17 protein-coding genes are annotated in these 21933 nt (G+C 63.3%); 15 read left to right on the forward strand and 2 right to left on the reverse strand.

From position 1 onward, the window contains the following. The first annotated feature begins 227 nt into the window (after positions 1 to 227). Positions 228 to 1157 (forward strand): IS110 family RNA-guided transposase, encoded by a 930-nt coding sequence (locus CCOS864_RS08850; protein ID WP_115085977.1) that lies wholly within the window; start codon positions 228 to 230, stop codon positions 1155 to 1157. A 105-nt stretch (positions 1158 to 1262) separates the two neighbouring features. Here CCOS864_RS08850 and CCOS864_RS08855 read toward each other — a convergent pair whose 3' ends face one another. Next, on the reverse strand, positions 1263 to 4559 hold the full coding sequence (locus CCOS864_RS08855; RefSeq protein WP_115085978.1) for a sensor domain-containing protein: 3297 nt from the start codon (positions 4557 to 4559) through the stop codon (positions 1263 to 1265). A 61-nt stretch (positions 4560 to 4620) separates the two neighbouring features. Then, positions 4621 to 5505, reverse strand: coding sequence for a LysR family transcriptional regulator (locus CCOS864_RS08860; protein ID WP_115085979.1), 885 nt, complete (start codon positions 5503 to 5505; stop codon positions 4621 to 4623). A gap of 130 nt (positions 5506 to 5635) precedes the next feature. Here CCOS864_RS08860 and leuC point away from each other — a divergent pair, with 130 nt between their 5' ends. From leuC to purF, 14 genes are all read left to right on the forward strand, one after another. Further along, the gene (leuC, locus tag CCOS864_RS08865; protein WP_115085980.1) at positions 5636 to 7069 is read left to right on the forward strand and encodes a 3-isopropylmalate dehydratase large subunit; all 1434 of its coding nucleotides are present in this window, start codon (positions 5636 to 5638) and stop codon (positions 7067 to 7069) included. Next, positions 7066 to 7710, forward strand: coding sequence for a 3-isopropylmalate dehydratase small subunit (gene leuD / locus CCOS864_RS08870; protein ID WP_115085981.1), 645 nt, complete (start codon positions 7066 to 7068; stop codon positions 7708 to 7710). Before leuC ends, leuD begins: the two co-directional genes overlap by 4 nt. Before the next feature lie 106 nt (positions 7711 to 7816). Then, positions 7817 to 8581, forward strand: coding sequence for a class I SAM-dependent methyltransferase (locus tag CCOS864_RS08875; protein ID WP_115085982.1), 765 nt, complete (start codon positions 7817 to 7819; stop codon positions 8579 to 8581). A gap of 53 nt (positions 8582 to 8634) precedes the next feature. Next, positions 8635 to 9717 carry a 3-isopropylmalate dehydrogenase gene (gene leuB, locus CCOS864_RS08880; RefSeq protein WP_115085983.1) on the forward strand — a complete coding sequence of 361 codons (1083 nt, stop codon included), beginning with the start codon at positions 8635 to 8637 and terminating at the stop codon, positions 9715 to 9717. Between the two features lie 68 nt (positions 9718 to 9785). After that, the gene (asd, locus tag CCOS864_RS08885) at positions 9786 to 10898 is read left to right on the forward strand and encodes an aspartate-semialdehyde dehydrogenase (protein WP_010223256.1); all 1113 of its coding nucleotides are present in this window, start codon (positions 9786 to 9788) and stop codon (positions 10896 to 10898) included. A gap of 234 nt (positions 10899 to 11132) precedes the next feature. Continuing rightward, positions 11133 to 12143 carry an aspartate-semialdehyde dehydrogenase gene (locus tag CCOS864_RS08890; protein WP_115085984.1) on the forward strand — a complete coding sequence of 337 codons (1011 nt, stop codon included), beginning with the start codon at positions 11133 to 11135 and terminating at the stop codon, positions 12141 to 12143. 70 nt (positions 12144 to 12213) lie between these two features. Continuing rightward, complete coding sequence (locus CCOS864_RS08895) at positions 12214 to 14937, forward strand: FimV/HubP family polar landmark protein (protein WP_115085985.1); 2724 nt, start codon at positions 12214 to 12216, stop codon at positions 14935 to 14937. A 120-nt stretch (positions 14938 to 15057) separates the two neighbouring features. Continuing rightward, positions 15058 to 15882: a tRNA pseudouridine(38-40) synthase TruA gene (gene truA / locus CCOS864_RS08900; protein ID WP_166675668.1), complete on the forward strand. Its 825-nt coding sequence runs from the start codon at positions 15058 to 15060 to the stop codon at positions 15880 to 15882. A gap of 61 nt (positions 15883 to 15943) precedes the next feature. After that, positions 15944 to 16564, forward strand: coding sequence for a phosphoribosylanthranilate isomerase (locus CCOS864_RS08905; RefSeq protein ID WP_115085987.1), 621 nt, complete (start codon positions 15944 to 15946; stop codon positions 16562 to 16564). Positions 16565 to 16843: 279 nt separating this feature from the next. Continuing rightward, positions 16844 to 17764, forward strand: a complete 921-nt coding sequence (gene accD / locus CCOS864_RS08910) for an acetyl-CoA carboxylase, carboxyltransferase subunit beta (protein WP_115085988.1) — start codon at positions 16844 to 16846, stop codon at positions 17762 to 17764. Beyond that, on the forward strand, positions 17761 to 19068 hold the full coding sequence (gene folC / locus CCOS864_RS08915) for a bifunctional tetrahydrofolate synthase/dihydrofolate synthase (protein ID WP_115085989.1): 1308 nt from the start codon (positions 17761 to 17763) through the stop codon (positions 19066 to 19068). Before accD ends, folC begins: the two co-directional genes overlap by 4 nt. Beyond that, entirely contained in the window at positions 19052 to 19720 is a 669-nt protein-coding gene (locus CCOS864_RS08920; protein WP_115085990.1) for an SPOR domain-containing protein, read from the forward strand. Before folC ends, CCOS864_RS08920 begins: the two co-directional genes overlap by 17 nt. Positions 19721 to 19819: 99 nt before the next feature. Further along, the gene (locus tag CCOS864_RS08925; RefSeq protein WP_036996463.1) at positions 19820 to 20374 is read left to right on the forward strand and encodes a CvpA family protein; all 555 of its coding nucleotides are present in this window, start codon (positions 19820 to 19822) and stop codon (positions 20372 to 20374) included. A gap of 41 nt (positions 20375 to 20415) precedes the next feature. Beyond that, positions 20416 to 21921: an amidophosphoribosyltransferase gene (gene purF / locus CCOS864_RS08930; protein WP_115085991.1), complete on the forward strand. Its 1506-nt coding sequence runs from the start codon at positions 20416 to 20418 to the stop codon at positions 21919 to 21921. Positions 21922 to 21933: the final 12 nt, after the last annotated feature.

Genomic DNA, 21933 nt, shown 5'->3' on the forward strand with positions numbered 1-21933 from the left:
CCATCGCCGGCAAGGCCGGCTTGTGTCTTGAGGTAGGAATAGAATCAGAAGTGAGAGCGGTGAATGGCAAGCTGTACGCCGGTAGTGCTTAAAGCACGTGTGGGAGCAAAGCTGCCATTCACCTCTCCACTCTGGCCCGAGCCCGAACAGTTGATTGAGCGCCTCTCGAATCACAAGCGTGGGCCAAGCCAGAGCGCTCTCACAACTGAGTGTAAGAGGGTTCAGCCATGTTGTCTTCTGTTGGAATCGACACTGCCAAAGCCACTTTGGAAATCTGCATCAAGCCTCAGAAAATTCGCTTCGAAGTGGCCAACAACTCCGCAGGCTTCGAGGCGTTGCTTGAGCGTCTGAAGGACTTCAATATCAGTCGAGTGCTGATCGAAGCGACAGGCGGCTACGAGAAAGATGTGTTGATCGCCCTGGCCTCAGCAGGACTGGAAACCATCTGCATCAACCCAGCCCGTGCCCGAAAATTCGCCGATGCCATGGGTAAAAAAGCCAAAACCGACAAGATCGACGCCGAAGTCCTTGCGGACTTCGCTGCACACCTCAGCGCCCCTCAAGGCCAACCGGTCAGCCCGGAACGCGAAGAGCTGCGCGAGTTGGTGAAGCAGCGCGCCCAATTTGTGCAGAGCCGTGATGACTACAAACGGCGTCGCCTGCAATGCCGCTCGGCAATGGCGATGGCCCACTTTGATGAGCACATAGAACACCTGAAAGTGCTGATCAAACGCCTCGACGAAGAAATTGATCAGGCGATGGTGCAACTGGACGATACCAGGGCGCGTCAGTTATTGGCAGTGACCGGAATCGGTCGAGTAACCGCCGCAAATCTGCTCGCCTCACTGCCTGAACTGGGGCAGTTGGACCGCCGTCAGATCGCTGCTCTGGTGGGCGTAGCGCCTTACAACAACGATAGTGGTAGCCATCGAGGGCACCGCCAGATATGGGGTGGTCGGGCCCATGTAAGGCGAGTGCTGTACATGTCGAGCTGGATCATCATCCGTCACAACACAGAATTTAAAGCACGCTACGAAGCACTTCGGGCACGTGGCAAGTGCGCCAAGGTGGCACTCGTAGCTTGCATACGGGTGCTGATCGTCAGGCTGAATGCAATGCTGCGGGACAATACCCCTTGGCGAGAGCAAACAGCCTGATCAAGACAGTTGCTCCCACAGTAGGTCGGTGTACTCTGAACCTGTGCTGGCTTGATCCGCGATGCGATTTGCCCGGCAGGACGCCATCGCGCTCCTTGGTTTGCTTCAGTAGCCCGCCGGCGCCTCAAGCAACATTGCCCGAAACTCCCCCAGCGGCAACGGCCGGCTATGCAGGTACCCCTGGTACAAATAGCACCCCAGTCGTTCAAGAAACTCCAGCTGCTCCGACAACTCCACCCCTTCGGCGATCACCGTCAGGTCCAGGCTGCGGGCCATGGCGACGATGGCGCGGACGATTTCGGCGTCGTTGGGGTCTATCGGGGCATCGCGGACGAATGATTGGTCGATCTTCAGGGCATCCACCGGCAGGCGTTTGAGGTAGGTCAGCGAGGAGTACCCGGTACCAAAATCATCCATGGCAAAGCTCACGCCATAGGCCTTGAGCTCGCGCATTTTGCTGATGGTGTCTTCCAGGTTCTGGATGACGATGCCTTCGGTGATTTCCAGCTTGAGGATCTTGTGCGGCAGGCGGAAGTCGTCGAGGCTGCGCATCACCCGTTCGACGAAGTCGTTCTGGCGGAACTGCCGTGGGCTGATGTTCACGCACAGGCTGAAGTCGTCCGGGTCGATCAGGCCGTCGCGCAGCATGCCGGCACAGGCATCGCAGGCTTCGTCGAGGATCCAGCTGCCAACTTCCAGTATCAGCCCGCTTTCTTCCAGCACCTGGATGAACTGCGCCGGCGGCTGCTGGCCCAGTTGCGGGTGGTGCCAGCGCAACAGCACTTCGGCACCGACGATGCGGTTGTCGCGGGCGTCGACCTGGGGCTGGAAGTGCAGGGCGAGTTCGCCGCGGGCCAGGGCCAGGCGCAGGTCGTTTTCCATGCGCAAACGCTCGCTGGCGGCCTTTTGCATGGTGGTGTGGAACATTTGCGTGGTGTTGCGCCCGGAATCCTTGGCCCGATACAGGGCGATATCCGCACGTTTGAGCAAGTCGGCCGGGGTCGAGCCGTGGTCGGGGATCAGCGCCACGCCGATGCTCGGCGTCACCTGCAGGCGCTGGCCGTCGAGAGACATGGGCTCGGCCAGCAGTTCGCGAAGGGTATCGGCCAGTTCGCGGACTTTCTCCGTGACTTCCTCGCGGCTGCCTTCCAGGCCGCTGAGCAGCACCACGAACTCGTCACCACCCAGGCGCGCGACGGTGTCTTCCAGGCGTACGCTGGCTTCCAGGCGCGCGGTGATGATCTTCAGCACCGTGTCCCCGACTGGATGGCCGAGGGAGTCGTTGATGTGCTTGAAGTGATCGAGGTCGAGAAACAGCAGGGCGCCACGCAGGTTATGGCGCTTGAGCAGGGCGATCTGCTGACTCAGGCGGTCCATCAGCAGGGCGCGGTTGGGCAGGTTGGTCAGCGGGTCGTGGTAGGCCAGGTGGCGGATCTGCGCCTGCGCGTTCTTCAACTGGCTGACATCGCGGGCAGTGAGCAGCAGGCACTCGGTTTCATTGAGGTTAATTGGCTCGATCGACACCTCGACGGTCAGGATGTCGCCGCGCTTGTTGCGCCCGAGCATTTCCCGGTGATGCACGCGGCCTTTTTCCTGGAACTCGCTGAGCAGCGCCGCGCGCTGTTTGTCGTCGGCCCAGATGCCAATGTCGTGCACGGTCTGGCCGATCACTTCGGCGGCGCTGTAGCCGGTCAGGCGGCAGAAGCCGTCGTTGACTTCCAGGTAGCGGCCGCTGTCGCGCTCGGTGATGGTGATGGCGTCAGGGCTGGAATGGAACGCCTTGGCGAATTTCTCTTCGCTGGCCTTGAGCGCCGCTTCGGCACGCTGCTGCTGGGTGATGTCGCGCAGGGTGGTGACGCTGCAGGGGTGGTCGTCGACCTTGATCAGGCGACTGGATATCACGCAGGTCAGTGGCTGGCCGTCCTTGTGGTTGACCACCACGGCGACGTTGTTCAGCGCCTGGTCGCGGATCACCCGTTCAATGCGCCGGGCGCGTTCGGCGGACTCGGCCCACAGGCCGATCTCTTCGGCGGTGTTGCCCAGCACCTGCTCGGCGCTCCAGCCAAACACCTGGGTAAAGGCCGGGTTGATCTCGATGAACTGGCCGCTGTCCTGGCGGGTCACGCAGATCGGGTCGGGGCTGGCCTGGAACAGGCTGGCGAACTTTTCTTCGGAGCTGGTCAGGCGTTGTTCACGCTCGACCTGTTCGGTGATGTCCAGCAGGGTGCCGGCCATGCGCAGCGGGTTGCCCTGTTCGTCGCGGTACAGCCGCGCGCGGCTTTCGATGTAGCGCGAGGTACCGTCTTCGAGCTGGATGCGGTAGGTGATCTGGTAGTTGCCGGCCGGGCCTTCGCGCAGGCTGCGATAGGCCTGGCGCATAGTGCTGCGTTCCATTTCCGGCACGCCTTCGAAAAACGCCTCGAAGGATTCGTGAAAGGGTGCTGGCTCAAGGCCGTGCAACTCGGCCGCACGCGCCGAGCCGTAAAGCATGCCGCTGGGGATGTGCCAGTCCCAGGTGCCCAGCTGCGCTGAGTCCAGGGCCAGGTCCAGGCGTTCCTGGCTGTCCTTGAGCGCCTGTTCGGCGTGTTTGCGCTCGCTGGTGTCGACGAAGGTGCTGAGCAGGTAGGCGGTGCCTTCCAGTTCGATGTTCTGGGTACAGAGGATGCCGTCGTGAATTTCGCCGCTGCTGCCGCGAAACTGCACTTCGAGGGTCACCGGGCCGCTGGTGCCGCTGGTCGCCGCCAGCACCTGGTTACGTTGCTGCGGATGGACCCACAGGCCCAGCTCCAGGGTGCTCTTGTTGATGATCTGGTGGCCGGGCCAGCCAAGGATGTTCTCGAAGTGCTGGTTGACCTCATAGATCATGCCGTCGGCGCGGCGGGTCAGCAGGATGACGTTGGGGCTCAGGTGGAAGAGGGTGGCAAAGCGCTTTTCCGAGTTGATCAGCGCCGCTTCCCGTTCGCGCTGGCGGGTGATCTCGCGGATCACCCCGACCATCTGTCGCCGGCCGTTGCGGTCCTGGGTCATGCTGCCGTTGATTTCCAGCCAGTGCAGGCTGCCGTCGGGCCAGCGGATGCGATGGCGTAGGGCCTGTTCGACCGGCTCGCCGTTTATCACTGCGTGAAACGCTTGCAGGGCGCGGGGGCGGTCTTCGATGGGTACCAGTTCGAGGTAGTCCAGGTCATTGGGCAACGGCTGGTGCGGATCAAAGCCAAACAGTGCCTGGGTACCGCGCGACCAGCTGATCTGCCCGGTCTCGACATCCCAGAACCAGGCGCCCAAGCGCGCACCGTTGAGCGCCGCCAGCAGTTGCGGGGCGTTTTCCCAGGTTTGCTCCGACTCCTGGGGGTCCGCTGCATGGATTCGGGGCATGCGCGGAAAACGGTTTACTGATTTGGGCATCGATACCAGACCTTTGGCAGATAACGCGTCCTTGAGCGGGCAGGTTTGCCCGGGTGCTACCTCATTGGTTCAAGGGGCTTGCATGGCTGTCGAGCAATGCCATAAAGGCCCTGGCGGCATTCGACAGCGTTCGTTCGGTGTGCAGAATGTAGCCTAGCTGGCGCGACAGCTGTATGCCCGGCAAGTCGATGGGCGCAACCTGCTCATCGAGCATAGTACGTGGCAGCACGCTCCATGCCAGGCCGATAGAGACCATCATCTTGATGGTTTCCAGATAGTTGGTGCTCATGGCGATGTTCGGCGTCAGGCCCTGGGCTTCGAACAGGCGCTGAACAATATGATGTGTGAAGGTGTTACCGCCGGGAAAAACCGCCGGATGGTGGGCAATGTCGGCCAGGCTCACCGCGCCTTTGCGCGCCAGTGGGTGTTCGGGGGCGGCGACGAAATCCAGGGGGTCGTCCCACACCGGTATGGCGCGCACCAGATGATGCGGCTCCGGAGCCAGAGTGATTACGGCGATTTCCGCTCGGCCATGGAGGATTTCTTCGTAGGCTACTTCTGAATCGAGAAACTGGATGTCCAGGGCCACGGCCGGGTACTGGCGGGTAAACGCCCTTAATAGTGGCGGCAGGCGGTGCAGGCCGATGTGATGACTGGTGGCCAGGGTCAGGCGCCCGCTGACTTCACCGGTGAGGTTGGTCAGGGCCCGGCGGGTGTCGTCCAGTACATTGAGGATCTGGTAGGCACGCGGCAGCAGGGCGCGTCCGGCCTCGGTCAGGTTGACCTCGCGGCCCAGGCGGTCGAACAGACGCACATCCAGTTGCTGCTCAAGGCCGGCGATGCGTTTGCTGATTGCAGGTTGGGTCAGGTGCAGGCGTTCGCCAGCCCCGGAAAAGCTGCCGGTCTCGGCGATTGCAATAAAGGCATTGAGATTGGCCAGATCCACTACTCGAATTCCTTTTGGTTATCCAAAGCATAAAAATTATGAATTTGAGTTATTCAATCTACCGGCATAGCATCGCCCGTACAAGCCAAGGGGTTATTGGCATAGAAAGACGCTGATGAGGAACAGTCTGATGGCCGGCAAAACGCTTTACGACAAGCTCTGGGATTCGCATTTGGTCAAGCAGCGCGACGATGGTTCGGCGCTGATCTACATCGACCGTCACATCATCCACGAAGTGACGTCGCCGCAGGCCTTCGAAGGCCTGCGCCTGGCCAATCGCAAACCCTGGCGCATCGATGCCAACATCGCCACGCCTGATCACAACGTGCCGACCACTCCGGAGCGCAAGGGCGGTATCGACGCCATTGTCGACCAGGTCTCGCGTTTGCAGGTTCAGACCCTCGATGAAAACTGCGACGAGTATGGCATCGTCGAATTCAAGATGAATGACGTGCGTCAGGGCATCGTCCACGTCATCGGCCCGGAGCAGGGTGCGACCTTGCCCGGCATGACCGTGGTCTGCGGCGACTCGCATACCTCGACCCACGGTGCCTTCGGCGCCCTGGCCCACGGTATCGGCACCTCCGAGGTAGAGCACGTGCTCGCTACCCAGTGCCTGGTGGCCAAGAAGATGAAGAACATGCTGGTGCGCGTCGAAGGCAAACTGCCGTTCGGCGTCACTGCCAAGGACATCGTCCTCGCCGTGATCGGCAAGATCGGCACCGCTGGCGGCAACGGCCATGCCATGGAATTCGCTGGCAGCGCCATTCGCGAGTTGTCGGTCGAAGGCCGCATGACCATCTGCAACATGTCCATCGAAGCCGGTGCCCGGGTTGGCCTGGTGGCCACCGATGAAAAAACCGTCGAGTACGTCAAGGGCCGCCCTTACGCGCCGAAAGGCGAGCAGTGGGCACAAGCGGTCGAAACCTGGAAAGACCTGGTGTCCGATGCCGATGCGGTGTTCGACACGGTGATCGAGCTGGACGCCGCGCAGATCAAGCCGCAGGTCAGCTGGGGCACTTCGCCGGAAATGGTCCTGGCGGTTGACCAGCGTGTCCCGGACCCGGCTGCCGAAGCCGACCTGGTCAAGCGTGGTTCCATCGAACGCGCCTTGAAGTACATGGGCTTGAGCGCCAACCAGGCGATCACCGACATCCAGCTTGACCGGGTGTTCATCGGCTCCTGCACCAACTCGCGCATCGAAGACCTGCGCGCCGCCGCCGAAATCGCCAAGGGCCGCAAGGTTGCCGCGACCATTAAACAGGCGATCGTGGTGCCGGGCTCGGGTCTGGTCAAAGCCCAGGCCGAAAAAGAAGGCCTGGACAAGATTTTCCTCGAAGCGGGCTTTGAGTGGCGTGAACCGGGTTGCTCGATGTGCCTGGCGATGAACCCCGACCGCCTGGAGAGTGGCGAGCATTGCGCCTCCACCTCCAACCGCAACTTTGAAGGGCGTCAGGGCGCCGGTGGCCGTACCCACCTGGTGAGCCCGGCCATGGCCGCCGCCGCTGCCGTTACTGGTCGTTTTGTCGATGTACGCGAGTTGATCCAAGGGAGCGCAGCATGAAAGCCTTTACCCAGCACACCGGCCTTGTCGCGCCATTGGACCGTGCCAACGTCGACACCGACCAGATCATTCCCAAGCAGTTTTTGAAGTCGATCAAGCGCACGGGCTTTGGCCCCAACCTGTTCGATGAGTGGCGCTACCTGGATGTCGGCCAGCCGTATCAGGACAACAGCAAGCGCCCGCAGAACCCGGATTTTGTCTTGAACCATGCGCGTTACCAGGGTGCCAGTGTATTGCTCGCCCGTGAGAACTTCGGTTGCGGTTCGAGCCGCGAGCATGCGCCCTGGGCCCTGGAAGAATACGGCTTTCGCAGCATCATCGCGCCGAGCTATGCCGACATCTTCTTCAACAACAGCTTCAAGAACGGCTTGTTGCCGATCATCCTCAGCGAGCAAGAGGTCGATGAGCTGTTCAAGCAGGTCGAAGCCGAGCCTGGCTACCAGTTGAACGTGGACTTGCAGGCGCAGACCGTGACCCGTCCTGACGGCAAGGTGCTGAGCTTCGAGATCGACGCGTTTCGCAAGCACTGCCTGCTCAACGGCCTGGATGACATCGGCCTGACTTTGCAGGATGGCGAGGCGATTGCCGCGTTTGAAGCCAAGCATCGGGCTAGCCAGCCTTGGTTATTTCGTGACGTCTGACTAATACGGTGAACCGGCTGACGCCATCGCCGGCAAGACCGGCTCCCACAGGTGCTCAGCCTGTGTGGGAGCTGGCTTGCCAGCGATAAGGCCCAAGGAGATGCAGATGACCAGCACCACCCATAAGGACGTCGTCCAGCGCCAGTTCGGCGAGCAGGCCAGCGCTTACCTGAGCAGCGCCGTGCATGCCCAGGGCAGTGAATTTGCCTTGTTGCAGGCCGAACTTGCCGGGCAAGGCCGCGCACGCCTGCTGGACCTTGGCTGTGGCGCCGGCCATGTGAGTTTCCACGTTGCCCCGCTGGTGCGTGAAGTGGTGGCCTACGACCTGTCGCAGCAGATGCTCGACGTGGTCGCCGCGGCTGCCGCCGAGCGCGGGTTCGAGAACATTGTCACCGAGCGTGGCGCCGCCGAGCGGCTGCCGTTCGCCGATGCTTCGTTCGATTTCGTCTTCAGCCGCTACTCGGCGCACCACTGGAGCGACCTGGGCCTGGCGCTTCGGGAAGTGAAGCGGGTGCTCAAGCCGGGTGGTGTGGCGGCCTTCATCGACGTGATGTCGCCGGGCAGCCCGTTGCTCGACACCTACCTGCAGAGCGTCGAGGTGCTGCGCGACACCAGCCATGTGCGCGATTATTCGGCCAGCGAATGGCTGCAGCAGGTCAGCGAAGCCGGCCTCTTCACCCGCAGCCACAGCCGCCAGCGCCTGCGCCTGGAGTACAGCTCCTGGGTCGAGCGCATGCGCACCCCCGAAGTGATGCGCGGCGCCATCCGCCAATTGCAGCAGGCGATGGGCGAAGAAGTACGGCAGTATTACCAGATTGAAGCCGACGGCTCGTTCAGCACCGATGTCGTGGTGCTCTGGGCCGAACGCTAGGTTTTTTCCGGCAGGCCAACAGGGCGTGCCGCTTGAATTGAATAGAGGAAAGCATGAGCAAGCAGATTCTGATTCTTCCAGGTGATGGCATTGGTCCGGAAATCATGGCCGAGGCGGTCAAGGTTCTGGAGCTGGCCAACGACAAGTTCCAGCTCGGCTTCAGCCTGGAGCACGATGTGATCGGTGGCGCCGCCATCGACAAGCACGGCGTGCCGCTGGCCGACGAGACCCTGGAACGTGCACGCAAGGCCGACGCCGTGCTGCTCGGCGCCGTTGGCGGGCCGAAATGGGACAAGATCGAGCGCGACATTCGCCCCGAGCGCGGCCTGCTGAAGATCCGTTCGCAACTGGGCCTGTTCGCCAACCTGCGCCCGGCGATCCTCTACCCTCAACTGGCCGACGCTTCGTCGCTGAAACCGGAAATCGTCGCCGGCCTGGATATCCTCATCGTTCGCGAACTGACCGGCGGCATCTACTTCGGCGCGCCACGCGGCACCCGTGAGCTGGCAGGCGGCGAACGTCAGGCCTACGACACCTTGCCATACAGCGAGAGCGAAATCCGCCGTATCGCCCGGGTCGGTTTCGACATGGCCCGCGTGCGCGGCAAGAAGCTCTGCTCGGTCGACAAGGCCAACGTCCTGGCCTCCAGCCAGCTGTGGCGCGAGATCGTCGAGGAAGTGGCCAAGGATTACCCGGACGTCGAGCTCAGCCACATGTACGTCGACAACGCCGCCATGCAACTGGTGCGTGCGCCCAAGCAGTTCGACGTGATGGTCACCGACAACATGTTCGGCGACATCCTGTCGGATGAAGCTTCCATGCTCACCGGCTCCATTGGCATGCTGCCATCAGCGTCGCTGGATGCCGACAACAAGGGCATGTACGAGCCTTGCCACGGCTCGGCACCGGACATCGCCGGCCAGGGCATTGCCAACCCGCTGGCGACCATACTTTCAGTGTCGATGATGCTGCGTTACAGCTTCAACCAGCAGGCGGCAGCCGAAGCCATTGAAAAGGCCGTCAGCCTGGTGTTGGATCAGGGGCTGCGCACCGGCGACATCTGGTCGCACGGTTGCAGCAAGGTAGGTACGCAGGAAATGGGCGACGCAGTAGTCGCAGCGCTGCGGAATCTGTAATCTCTCGGGCCCGCTGCTGTTTTTCCTTGTGAAGCAGCGGCCCACTTTTTAGCAAAGGTGTAGTTGCGATGAAACGTGTAGGTCTGATCGGTTGGCGCGGTATGGTCGGTTCCGTGCTCATGCAGCGGATGCTGGAAGAGCAGGATTTTGATCTGATCGAGCCGGTGTTCTTCACCACCTCCAACGTCGGTGGCCAGGGTCCGGCAGTGGGCAAGGATATTGCTCCGCTCAAGGACGCTTACAGCATTGAAGAGCTCAAGACCCTCGATGTGATCCTGACCTGTCAGGGCGGCGACTACACCAACGAAGTATTCCCCAAGCTGCGCGAAGCCGGCTGGCAGGGCTACTGGATCGACGCCGCCTCCAGCCTGCGCATGCAGGATGACGCGGTCATTGTCCTCGACCCGGTCAACCGCAAGGTCATCGACCAGCAGCTCGACGCCGGTACCAAGAACTACATCGGCGGCAACTGCACCGTCAGCCTGATGCTGATGGGCCTGGGCGGCCTGTTCGAAGCCGGTCTGGTCGAGTGGATGAGCGCCATGACCTACCAGGCCGCCTCCGGCGCCGGCGCGCAGAACATGCGTGAGCTGATCCGCCAGATGGGCGCCACCCACGCCGCCGTCGCCGATGATCTGGCCAACCCGGCCAGCGCCATCCTCGACATCGACCGCAAGGTCGCCGAGGCCATGCGCAGCGAAGCCTACCCGACCGAGAACTTCGGCGTGCCGCTGGCCGGTAGCCTGATCCCGTGGATCGACAAGGAACTGCCCAACGGCCAGAGCCGTGAAGAGTGGAAGGCCCAGGCCGAGACCAACAAGATCCTCGGCCGCTTCAAGAGCCCGATCCCGGTCGACGGCATCTGCGTGCGCATCGGCGCCATGCGTTGCCACAGCCAGGCGCTGACCATCAAGCTGAACAAGGACGTGCCGATCGCCGACATCGAAGGCATGATCAGCCAGCACAACCCTTGGGTGAAACTGGTGCCGAACCAGCGTGAAATCAGCATGCAGGAGCTGAGCCCGACCAACGTCACCGGTACTCTGAACATCCCGGTCGGTCGTCTGCGCAAGCTGAACATGGGTTCCCAGTACCTGGGCGCCTTCACCGTCGGTGACCAGCTGCTGTGGGGCGCGGCCGAGCCGCTGCGGCGCATGCTGCGGATCCTGCTGGAGCGTTGATCGCCAGGCAGCGTTGAACTGAAGCCCGTGCTGGAAACAGCACGGGCTTTTTTGTTGGCCCTCAAAGCATCGCTGGCAAGCCAGCTCCCACAAGGGTCTGTACAAACCGAACCCTGTGGGAGCTGGCTTGCCAGCGATGGGCTGCATAAGCAGCGCCAGTAGCAGCAGGCACAAGACTGCAAGGCGAAATCCAAGTAAAGTGCCGCTCCCGCCGTTCCAGCAGAGGATTTTTCCATGAGCCAGCCTATTGATATCGCCGTCATCGGTGCCACCGGTACTGTCGGTGAGACCCTTGTACAAATTCTGGATGAATGCGATTTCCCGGTCGGCACCCTGCACCTGCTGGCCAGCAACGAATCGGCGGGCAGCGGCGTGATGTTTCGCAGCAAGAGCCTGCGCGTGCGCGAAGTCGACAGCTTCGACTTCAGCAAGGTCAAGCTGGCTTTCTTTGCCGCCGGCCCTGCGGTGACCCGCAGCTTCGCGCCGCGGGCCCAGGCAGTCGGTTGTGCGGTGATCGACCTGTCCGGCGGCCTGCCGGCCGAGCAGGCGCCAGCGGTGGTACCGGAAGCCAACCCGGCAGTGCTCGACAGCCTCGAGGCGCCGCTGCAAGTGAGCAACCCGAGCGCCGCGGCGATTGCCCTGGCGGTCACCCTGGCGCCGCTCAAAGGCTTGCTGGAACTTGAGCGCATCAACGTCACCGCGTGCCTGGCGGTTTCCGCCCAGGGCCGCGAGGCGGTCAACGAGCTGGCCCGGCAGACCGCCGAACTGCTCAACGCCCGCCCGCTGGAGCCGCGCTTCTTCGACCGGCAGATGGCCTTCAACCTGCTGGCTCAGGTCGGTGCCAGCGATGCCGACGGCCATGGCACCCTGGAGCGCCGCCTGGTCAGCGAGTTGCGCGAAGTGCTTGGCTTGCCTTCACTGAAGATTTCCGTGACCTGCGTTCAAGTCCCGGTGTTTTTCGGCGATAGCTACAGTGTGTCCGTGCAAAGCCGCACGCCGGTCGACCTGGCGGCGGTCAACGCTGCGCTGGAAGCCGCTGACAGCATCGAACTGGTGGAGGAGGGTGATTATCCGACACCGGTGGGTGACGCAGTGGGTCAGGACGTGGTCTATGTTGGACGGGTACGCGGTGGAATCGACGAGGCTGAGCAGCTCAACCTCTGGCTGACCACCGACAATGTGCGCAAAGGCGCGGCCCTGAATGCGGTACAGCTGGCGCAATTGTTGATAAAAGGCCTTGTGTAAAAGATACTTGCCGACAATTTGCCCCACTTGCTCTCGGTTGCCGGGGAAGGTTCATTCAAAGGAAGAGGTCATGCTTCGAATTCGCAAACTGGTCTTAGCAATAGCCGCGGCGTCGGCGCTGTCGTCCGGTATGGCGCATGCCCTCGGGTTGGGCGAGCTGACCTTGAAGTCAGCGCAGAATCAGCCCCTGGATGCCGAGATCGAACTGCTCGATGTCCGCGATCTGACGGCGGCCGAAGTGGCGCCGAGCCTGGCGCCGCCCGAAGAGTTCGCCAAGGCCGGTGTCGAGCGCCAGGCGTTTCTCAATGACCTGACCTTCACCACGGTGATCAACCCCAACGGCAAAAGCGTGTTGCGGGTGACTTCGAGCCAGCCGCTGCCGGCGCCGATGGTCAAGTTCCTGGTTCAGGTCATGTGGCCGAGCGGGCGCCTGCTGCGCGACTACAGCGTGCTGGTCGATCCGGCCAAGTTCAACACCCCGGCCGGGCAACCGGCGCCGGCGGGCGTTGCGCCTGCGGTGACGGCGGCCAACTACACCACCGTGCGTCGCGATACCCTGTGGGAAATCGCCTCGAAAGCCCGTCAGGGTGGCTCGGTGCAGCAGACCATGCTGGCCATCCAGGCGCTGAACCCGGATGCCTTCATCAACGGCAACATCAACCTGCTGAAAACCGGCCAGGTCCTGCGTCTGCCTGATCAACAGCAGATCGCCAGTATTCCCCAGGCCCAGGCCGTCACCGAGGTTGCCGAGCAGTACGCTGCCTGGCGCGAAGGCCGGCGTCTGGGCCCGCGTGCCCGCCAGCTCGACGCCACCCGACGCAGCGGCACCGAGGCGGCGCCGGCGCGCATCGCCAACCAGGACAACCTCAAGCTGGTCGCACCCGGCAGCAAGGCCGCTGCGGGCAGCAAAGGGCTCAGCGACAAGCTGGCCGTGGCCCAGGAAAGCCTGGACACCAGCCGTCGTGACAACGAAGAGCTCAAAGGCCGCATGGCCGATCTGCAGAGCCAGCTGGACAAGCTGCAGCGCCTGATCGCGCTGAAGAACGACCAGTTGGCCAAGCTTGAAGCCCAGGGCGCCACCGACGCTGTCGCCCCTGAAGCCCCCGCGGCCCAGCCACCGGCCCTCTCCGCCGAACTGCAGCCGGCCCCGGCACCGGCCGAGCCTGTGGTCACGCCAGCCCCGGCCGCGGTCGATACCGCACCGGTTGACCCGGCGCAGCCTGCGGCCGCCGAACAGGCACCGACCGACGCGAACAAGATGCTCGACGATCTGCTCGGCAACCCGTTGTTGCTGGCGCTGATCGCCGGCTCTGCGGTGTTGGTGCTGTTGCTTCTGCTGCTGTTGCTGGCACGCAAGCGCAAGGCCGCCCAGGAAGCGGAAAAACACCTGCGCATGGCCCGGGCCCTGGCCGAAGAGAGTGATCGCGCTCCGGACCTGGACCTGCCGCCAAGCAGCTTTGAAGGCCTGGACGTGGCGCCGCCGAGCGTGACCCTGGCGCCGGCGGTGGTCGCCGCGTCTGCCGCTGCCGCGACAGCTGCCGCATTGCCTGCTGAAGAACCGGCGCCGGTAACTCCGGAGCCTGCACCAAGCGAGCCGGTGCAAGGCCCGATTGCTGCGCCACTGGTCGCTCCGGCGGCTAGCCCAGCAGCACCGACCGGCGACGCCGTGCTCGACGAAGCGGAGCTGAGCATTGCCCGTGGCCGCCTCAATCACGCTGCAGAGCTGCTCGAGCCTGCGGTTGCCGCAGCGCCGGAGCGTAGCGACCTGCGTCTGAAACTGATGGAAGTCTATGCCCGCCAGGGCGACCGTGATGCCTTTGTCGGCCACGAGCGTCAGCTGATTGCCACCGGCCAGAACCATGCCGACGTCGAAGCCCTGAAGAACCGCTTTCCGGCCATGCTGGCCGTCGCTGCGGCAGGCGTCAGTGCTGCGGCGCTGGCGGCTGAGCTGGATGCCCAGTACGTCCAGGAGCTGCTGCAGGACGAGCCGTCTGCCGAGCCAGTCGCTGAAGTCGAGCCTGTGCTCGAGGCTGAGCCGGTCGTTGAGCCTGAAGCGGTGGTAGAAGAGCCGCTGGCTGACCTTGAGGCTTTGCCTGAAGACGACCTGGACAGTGCCTTCGACCTGAGCCTGGAAGATGACCTGCAAGGCCTGGAGCTGGACGAGCCGCCACTGCTCGACGAGCCTTCGCTGGCCGTTGTAGAGCCGCAAGCCGCAGAAGCCGCGAGCGAAACCGGCACCGATCAGCCGGACTTCGATGCCCTGCTGGAAGAGCATCTGGCACAGCCTGAACAGGCCCTGGACGACCTGGCCGATTTCGACCTCGACGTTGCGGGTGACGAGCCTGTGCCACAGCCCAGCAGCGAAAGCGTCGACGTCGCCGCCGAGCTGGCTGCCTTTGACGAAGCCATGCCGGAGTTCGACCCGCTGAGCGAGCTGGACCTGCCGGAAGACTTCGACCTGTCGCTGTCGCTGGACGACTCGGAGGCCGACAAACACTTTGCCTCGGAGCTCGATGACGTCAACGCCGAACTCGACAAACTGTCGCAAAGCCTTGAGCAGCCGTCGATCGAGCCGCACTTCACCGAAGCGGACGCCGCTGTCAGCGACGATCTGGACGATGACTTCGATTACCTCGGCGGCGCCGACGAAGTGGCCACCAAGCTCGACCTGGCCCGGGCCTATATCGACATGGGCGACCATGACGGCGCCCGCGATATCCTCGACGAAGTGCGCAAGGACGGCAGCGATGTCCAGCGCCAGGAAGCCGACGAGTTGCTCTCGCGCCTGGTCTGAGTTCAGTTCTTGCATGGCCGACGGCAGCCCCAGTGGCTGCCGTTGTCGTTATAATTCCCGCCATCTGCTAAACCGACAGGCTGTATCCCCTTGGAAATCATTGATAACGCGGCTGCTGAAATGGCGGCCGAAGGCTTCTTTCGTATCGCCCTGGGCGTTGAATACAAAGGCTCGCGCTACCGCGGCTGGCAGCGCCAGGCCAGTGGTGTGGCGAGCGTGCAGCAAACCCTGGAGGAAGCCTTGTCGCGGGTGGCCGATTCGCCGGTCAGCCTGCACTGTGCCGGGCGCACCGATGCTGGCGTGCATGCCTGCGGCCAGGTGGTGCATTTCGACACCCAGGCGGTACGCAGCATGAAGGGCTGGACCATGGGCGCCAATATCAACCTGCCGCATGACATCAGCGTGTCCTGGGCCAAGGAAATGCCCGCGCACTTCCATGCACGCTTCAAGGCCATTGCCCGGCGTTACCGCTACGTGATCTACAACGACCAGATCCGCCCGGCGCACCTGGGCGAAGAGGTGACCTGGAACCACCGGCCGCTGGATGCCGAACGCATGGCCCTGGCTGCCGAGTACCTGGTCGGCACCCACGACTTCAGCGCCTTCCGCGCTGGTCAGTGCCAGGCCAAGTCGCCGATTAAGAACCTCCATCACCTGCGCGTCACCCGCCACGGCAAGATGATCGTCCTGGATATCCGCGCCAGCGCCTTCCTTCACCACATGGTGCGCAACATCGCCGGCGTGCTGATGACCATCGGCACCGGCGATCGTCCGATCGAGTGGGCCAAAGAAGTGCTGGAGAGTCGCGAGCGGCGCGCCGGCGGGGTTACCGCGCATCCGTACGGGCTGTACCTGGTGCAGGTCGAGTACCACGACGAGTTCGAACTGCCCGAACGTTACATTGGCCCACACTTCGTTACCGGCTACGAGACATTGACGGGCTGACGGCCCGCAAGCCATTTGCTAACATCCGGGACTTTCCGCTTTCTGCTGAGGTTCACAGGTCATGAGCGCCGTTCGCAGCAAAATCTGCGGCATTACCCGCATCGAGGATGCGCTGGCCGCAGCCGAGGCGGGCGCCGATGCCATCGGCCTGGTGTTCTATGCCAAAAGCCCGCGGGCGGTCGATGTGCGGCAGGCGCGGGCGATCATCGCCGCACTGCCGCCGTTCGTCACCACCGTAGGCCTGTTCGTCAATGCCAGCCGTTGCGAGCTGACGGAAATCCTCGAGGCGGTGCCACTGGACCTGCTGCAGTTCCATGGCGATGAAACCCCTGCCGAATGCGCAGGTCACAACCGCCCATGGATCAAGGCGTTGCGGGTGCGCCCGGGCGACGACCTGGAGGCCAGCTGCAAGCTGTACAGCGGTGCCAGCGGCATTCTTCTCGATACCTACGTGGCAGGCGTGCCAGGCGGTACCGGCGAGGCCTTCGACTGGTCGCTGGTGCCTGCGCACCTGAGCAAGCCGATCATCCTCGCCGGCGGCCTGTCGCCTGATAACGTGGCGCAAGCCATCCAGCAGGTGCGACCTTACGCGGTGGACGTCAGCGGGGGAGTGGAGCAGGCCAAGGGCATCAAGGACCCGGCGCGGATCGAGGCTTTTATCCGCGCGGTCAAGCAGGCGTGAAATCGCGGCATGCTGCGGATGTGACGGCTGGCCGCGCGCCATCGTCCATAGCTTTCGCAGCCCGGTGCTGCCGGATCGCGCCCATGGGCCGGTCGAAATTACCGGGTGACGCCACAGGCGTCGCCCTTACAGGTTGACGATGGTGCGGTATCGGGGTGGCTCGCTGCAGGCGGGTGCCGGAGCCGGACCATCATCGCGTCATACACGAATTGAGCTCAAGGGCATACGCGCGAGCTGGCAGCCATAACCTGCCGGTCGCCGTTACTGGAGAAAGAAAGCATGAGCAACTGGTTAGTAGACAAACTGATCCCTTCGATCATGCGTTCCGAGGTGAAGAAGAGTTCGGTCCCTGAAGGCCTGTGGCACAAGTGCCCGTCCTGCGAGGCCGTGCTGTATCGTCCGGAGCTGGAAAAGACCCTGGATGTCTGCCCTAAGTGCAACCATCACATGCGTATTGGCGCTCGCGCACGCATCGACATCTTCCTCGATGCCGAAGGCCGCGCCGAGCTGGGTGCCGACCTGGAGCCGGTCGACCGCCTGAAATTCCGCGATGGCAAGAAGTACAAGGACCGCCTGACTGCCGCCCAGAAGCAGACCGGCGAGAAAGACGCGCTGATCTCCATGAGCGGTACCCTGCTGGGCATGCCGATCGTGGTCAGCGCCTTCGAATTCTCCTTCATGGGTGGTTCCATGGGCGCCATCGTTGGTGAGCGCTTCGTCCGCGCGGCCAACTATGCCCTGGAAAACCGCTGCCCGATGGTCTGCTTCTCGGCCTCCGGTGGTGCGCGCATGCAGGAAGCGCTGATCTCGCTGATGCAGATGGCCAAGACCTCCGCGGTACTGGCGCGCCTGCGCGAGGAAGGCATCCCGTTCATCTCGGTACTGACCGACCCGGTCTACGGCGGCGTTTCCGCCAGCCTGGCGATGCTCGGCGACGTGATCGTCGGTGAGCCCAAGGCGCTGATCGGCTTCGCCGGCCCGCGCGTGATCGAGCAGACCGTACGCGAGAAGCTGCCAGAAGGCTTCCAGCGCAGCGAGTTCCTCCTCGAGCACGGCGCCATCGACATGATCATCCCGCGTCAGGAGCTGCGTCAGCGCCTGGGCAACTTGCTGGCACAGATGATGGGCCTGCCGACGCCGACGTTCGTCGCTCCGGTGAGCGAGCCGATCGTCGTTCCACCGGCGCCTGCCACCGTATGACCCAACGTACCCTTGGCGACTGGCTCGCCCACCTCGAGCAGTTGCATCCGACGGCCATCGACATGGGCCTGGAGCGTTCGCAACAGGTCGCTGCGCGGCTCGGGCTGGGCCAGCCGGCGCCACGGGTAATCACCGTGACCGGCACCAATGGCAAGGGTTCGACCTGTGCCTTCGTGGCCGCGTTGCTGCGCGCCCAGGGCCTCAAAGTCGGTGTCTACAGCTCGCCGCACCTGCTGCGTTACAACGAGCGGGTGCAGATCAACGGCGCTGAAGCTGGCGATGAGCAACTGTGCGAAGCCTTTGCTGCCGTCGAGGCAGCCCGCGGCGAGATTTCCCTGACCTACTTCGAAGCCGGCACCCTGGCGGCGTTCTGGCTGTTCAAGCAGGCGGCGCTGGACGCCGTGGTGCTCGAAGTCGGCCTGGGCGGGCGCCTGGATACCGTCAATATCGTCGATGCCGACCTGGCGCTGGTCACCAGCATCGGCGTCGACCATAGCGACTACCTGGGTGATACCCGCGAGTTGGTAGCTTTCGAGAAGGCCGGGATTTTCCGCGAGGGCAAGCCGGCCCTGTGCGGCGACCTCAATCCGCCACAGCCGTTGCTGGACAAGGCCCGTTCCCTGCACAGCCCGCTGTTCCTGCGCGGCCGCGACTTCGACCTGGCCAGTACCGACCGGTACTGGCAATGGCGCGGGGTCAATGCCCGCGGCGAGGTGGTCGAGTTGCAGGACTTGCCGTTGCTCGACCTGCCAATGGAAAACGCCGCGCTTGCGCTGCAGGCCTATCTGTTGCTCGACCTGCCGTGGGATGCCGGGCAAATCGCCGAGGCCCTGCGCAGCACGCGCATGGTCGGCCGCCTTGATCGTCGGGCCTTCACCTGGCAAGGCAAACCTTTGACTATCCTCATGGATGTCGGGCACAACCCGCATGCTGCCGAGTACCTGGCTCAGCGCCTGGCCGCGCGGCCGCTGCAGGGCAAGCGCCTGGCGGTGTTCGGTTTGCTCGCCGACAAGGACCTCGAGGGTGTGATCAAGCCGCTGCAGCAACAGGTTCAGGCCTGGGCCGTGGCACCGCTGGATACCGCCCGCAGCCGGCCAGTCGCCGAGCTGCAAGCGGCGCTGACGAACCTTGGCGCTGTGGTGCAGTCTTACGCCAGTGTCGCTGCTGCCCTGGAAGGGCAGTGCGCGCAGGCAACGGCAGATGACGAAATCCTGCTGTTCGGATCATTTTTCTGTGTCGGCGAAGCCTTGCAGTGGCTCGACCGGCAGGCCACGGAGGACGGGGCAAATGGCATTGCTGGATAAAGTGGTCAAGCAACGCATGGTCGGGGCGCTGGTGCTGGTGGCACTGGCGGTGATCTTCCTGCCGATGCTGTTCTCCCGCGAAGACGAAATGCGCCAGGTGCGCGTCGAAGCCCCCGAGGCACCGGCCGCGCCGACCCTGCCGCAAGTGCAGGTGGAACCTGTTCAAGTCCCGGAACCGCAGGTACTGCCTGAAGAACCGCTGATCGTCGAGCAGTCCACTGCACCGCTGCAGGCGCCGAGCACACCGATTACCCCGGCGCCAAGTGCCACGCCTGCGCCGACGCCAGCGCCGGCTGCACCGGCTGTCGCCGCAAAACCGGCCACGCCGGCGCCAGCCAAGGTGGAAGTCAAACCGGCAGCCACGGTCGCCACCGCGGCCAAGCCGGCGGCGGGCAAGATCGACGCCAACGGCCTGCCGGTCAGCTGGTCGATCCAGATGGCCAGCCTGTCCAATCGCGCCAGTGCCGACAACCTGCAGAAAACCCTGCGCAGCCAGGGCTACAACGCCTATATCCGTTCGGCTGAAGGCATGAACCGGGTGTATGTCGGGCCGTTGATCGAGCGCGCCGAGGCCGAGCGCCTGCGTGATGTGATCAACCGCCAGCAGAAGCTCAAGGGCTTTGTCGTACGCTTCCAGCCCGAGCGCAGCTGAACCCTTGCCGCCCGGCCCGCACCGGGCGGTAAATCACTGCTTACCGACAGCCCGTTGCTCTGGTAAAATGCGCCGCCTTATCCGTTTGCAGGCAACACTGTGGCATTTACCTGGGTCGACTGGGCGATTCTCGCGATCATCGCCATTTCTTCGCTGATCAGTCTCAAGCGCGGCTTTGTCAAAGAGGCCTTGTCGCTGCTTACCTGGATCATCGCCGGTGCCGTGGCCTGGATGTTCGGTGGCTCGCTGTCGCAGTACCTGGAAGCTTATATCCAGACGCCTTCGGCCCGGGTCATCGGCGGATGCGCCATTCTTTTCGTCGCCACCCTGCTGGTGGGGGCCATGATCAATTTTCTCATCGGCGAGCTGATTCGCGTCACCGGGCTGTCCGGGACCGATCGCTTCCTGGGCATGGCCTTTGGCGCCGCCCGCGGGGCCTTGCTGGTGGTAGTGGCCGTCGGGCTGTTGAGCCTGGGGCCGGTACAACAGGATCAGTGGTGGCAGGAGTCTCGCCTCCTGCCACAATTTCTATTGGTGGCTGACTGGTCGAAAAACCTCATTCTGGGGTTCACCAGTCAGTGGCTAGCCAGCGGAATCAGCGCACCGGCTGATCTCCCGTTCCAGGAACAGCTGCTTGGGCCCAAAACGCCTTGAGCGCTGTTCAGTCCAGTTTCATTAAGTAGGGGTTGCGTCGCATGTGTGGCATCGTCGGTATCGTCGGTAAGTCGAACGTCAATCAGGCGCTGTATGACGCGCTAACCGTCCTCCAGCACCGCGGCCAGGACGCTGCCGGTATTGTGACCAGCCATGATGGCCGGTTATTCCTGCGCAAGGACAACGGCCTGGTCCGTGACGTCTTCCAGCAGCGGCATATGCAGCGCCTGGTCGGTCACATGGGTATTGGCCACGTGCGCTACCCGACTGCGGGCAGCTCGACCTCGGCCGAGGCCCAGCCGTTCTACGTCAACTCGCCCTACGGCATCACCCTGGCGCACAACGGCAACCTGACCAACGTCGAACAGTTGGCCAAGGAGATCTACGAGTCCGACCTGCGCCACGTCAATACCAACTCCGACTCGGAAGTGCTGCTCAACGTCTTCGCCCATGAGCTGGCGGTGCGTGGCAAGCTGCAACCGACCGAAGAAGACGTGTTCGCCGCAGTCACCGACGTGCACAACCGTTGCGTCGGCGGTTACGCGGTGGTGGCGATGATCACCGGCTACGGCATTGTTGGTTTCCGTGACCCCAACGGCATCCGTCCGATCGTCTTCGGCCAGCGTCACACCGACGAAGGCGTCGAGTACATGATCGCCTCCGAAAGCGTTTCGCTGGACGTGCTGGGCTTCACCCTGATCCGTGACCTGGCGCCGGGCGAAGCGGTGTACATCACTGAAGAGGGCAAGCTGCACACCCGTCAGTGCGCGACCAACCCGCAGCTGTCGCCGTGCATCTTCGAGCACGTCTACCTGGCCCGTCCTGACTCGATCATCGACGGCGTCTCGGTGTACAAGGCGCGCCTGCGCATGGGCGAGAAGCTGGCCGAGAAGATCCTGCGCGAGCGTCCGGACCACGACATCGACGTGGTTATCCCGATTCCCGACACCAGCCGCACCGCGGCGCTGGAACTGGCCAACCACCTGGGCGTCAAGTTCCGCGAAGGCTTCGTCAAGAACCGCTACATCGGCCGTACCTTCATCATGCCCGGCCAGGCCGCGCGCAAGAAATCGGTACGCCAGAAGCTCAACGCCATCGAGCTGGAGTTCCGCGGCAAGAACGTGATGCTGGTGGACGACTCGATCGTGCGCGGCACCACCTGCAAGCAGATCATCCAGATGGCCCGCGAAGCCGGCGCGAAAAACGTCTACTTCTGCTCCGCCGCCCCGGCGGTACGCTTCCCTAACGTCTACGGCATCGATATGCCGAGCGCCCACGAGCTGATCGCGCACAACCGCAGCACCCAGGATGTCGCCGAACTGATCGGCGCCGACTGGCTGGTCTACCAGGACCTGCCGGACCTGATCGAAGCGGTCGGCGGTGGCAAGATCAAGATCGAGCATTTCGATTGCGCGGTGTTCGACGGCAAGTACGTCACCGGCGACATCGACGAAGCCTACCTGGACAAGATCGAGCAGGCGCGCAACGACGCCTCCAAGGTCAAGAACCAGGCGGTCAGCGCGATCATCGACCTCTACAACAACTAAGTTAGGAGCAGC

The sequence above is a fragment of the Pseudomonas wadenswilerensis genome (assembly GCF_900497695.1).
Taxonomy (GTDB): Bacteria; Pseudomonadota; Gammaproteobacteria; order Pseudomonadales; family Pseudomonadaceae; genus Aquipseudomonas; species Aquipseudomonas wadenswilerensis.

Coding starts and splice junctions, on each gene's coding strand:
- CCOS864_RS08850 (WP_115085977.1), top strand. CDS start 228: ATGTTGTCTTCTGTTGGAATCGACACTGCCAAAGCCACTTTGGAAATC.
- CCOS864_RS08855 (WP_115085978.1), bottom strand. CDS start 4,559: ATGCCCAAATCAGTAAACCGTTTTCCGCGCATGCCCCGAATCCATGCA.
- leuC (WP_115085980.1), top strand. CDS start 5,636: ATGGCCGGCAAAACGCTTTACGACAAGCTCTGGGATTCGCATTTGGTC.
- leuD (WP_115085981.1), top strand. CDS start 7,066: ATGAAAGCCTTTACCCAGCACACCGGCCTTGTCGCGCCATTGGACCGT.
- CCOS864_RS08875 (WP_115085982.1), top strand. CDS start 7,817: ATGACCAGCACCACCCATAAGGACGTCGTCCAGCGCCAGTTCGGCGAG.
- leuB (WP_115085983.1), top strand. CDS start 8,635: ATGAGCAAGCAGATTCTGATTCTTCCAGGTGATGGCATTGGTCCGGAA.
- asd (WP_010223256.1), top strand. CDS start 9,786: ATGAAACGTGTAGGTCTGATCGGTTGGCGCGGTATGGTCGGTTCCGTG.
- CCOS864_RS08890 (WP_115085984.1), top strand. CDS start 11,133: ATGAGCCAGCCTATTGATATCGCCGTCATCGGTGCCACCGGTACTGTC.
- CCOS864_RS08895 (WP_115085985.1), top strand. CDS start 12,214: ATGCTTCGAATTCGCAAACTGGTCTTAGCAATAGCCGCGGCGTCGGCG.
- truA (WP_166675668.1), top strand. CDS start 15,058: ATGGCGGCCGAAGGCTTCTTTCGTATCGCCCTGGGCGTTGAATACAAA.
- CCOS864_RS08905 (WP_115085987.1), top strand. CDS start 15,944: ATGAGCGCCGTTCGCAGCAAAATCTGCGGCATTACCCGCATCGAGGAT.
- accD (WP_115085988.1), top strand. CDS start 16,844: ATGAGCAACTGGTTAGTAGACAAACTGATCCCTTCGATCATGCGTTCC.
- folC (WP_115085989.1), top strand. CDS start 17,761: ATGACCCAACGTACCCTTGGCGACTGGCTCGCCCACCTCGAGCAGTTG.
- CCOS864_RS08920 (WP_115085990.1), top strand. CDS start 19,052: ATGGCATTGCTGGATAAAGTGGTCAAGCAACGCATGGTCGGGGCGCTG.
- purF (WP_115085991.1), top strand. CDS start 20,416: ATGTGTGGCATCGTCGGTATCGTCGGTAAGTCGAACGTCAATCAGGCG.